Here is a 533-nt window from a genome sequence, read left to right as displayed (position 1 = left end):
CTATTTAGCCCCCTAATCCCTTTGGACACTTTCTCCGACTCGAATTAAACTATAAAGAGCGGAGGAAATGTCGGTGAAAAGACGTTTTTACGGAACGGAAGCATTGAAGAAGGAATATGTGGGGCTGGTGGTCTCCGGCTATCGAACGGAGCACGTTGCCAGGCAAAACGGATTATCTCCTTCAACGCTTTCACGCTGGGTACGTCAATATTGGGACGAGGTGGAAGCTGAATTGACCAAGAAAAAGGAACATGCAGAGCAGCTCGCCAAAGACAGCAAGGATCTTCAGAAAAAGTATGACCAGGCCATGAAGATGCTCGGCGAGAAGGAGCTTGAGCTTGCCATCCTTCGAGACCTGCTAAAAAAAACGACATCTCGCTCGACTCCCGACTCGAAGTCGCCTTCACCTGGACGAAGCGCGGCTACCCCGTTCGGAGAGTCCTGAGGTACTGCAAGGTTGCGCCGGCCACGTATTACTACCGGCTGGAGCATCCCAAGGCCAAGCACGCTTCCAAGGGAGGCCGGCCCATCCC

1 protein-coding gene is annotated in these 533 nt (G+C 52.9%); it reads left to right on the top strand.

What is annotated here, in order from left to right:
• The first annotated feature begins 73 nt into the window (after positions 1–73).
• Positions 74–445, top strand: coding sequence for a transposase (locus tag PQG80_RS28830; protein ID WP_271755303.1), 372 nt, complete (start codon positions 74–76; stop codon positions 443–445).
• Positions 446–533 lie beyond the last annotated feature (88 nt).

This window comes from Cohnella rhizoplanae (assembly GCF_948329515.1).
Classification (GTDB): Bacteria; Bacillota; Bacilli; order Paenibacillales; family Paenibacillaceae; genus Cohnella; species Cohnella rhizoplanae.
This window is presented reverse-complemented; position numbering and strand designations above follow the sequence as displayed.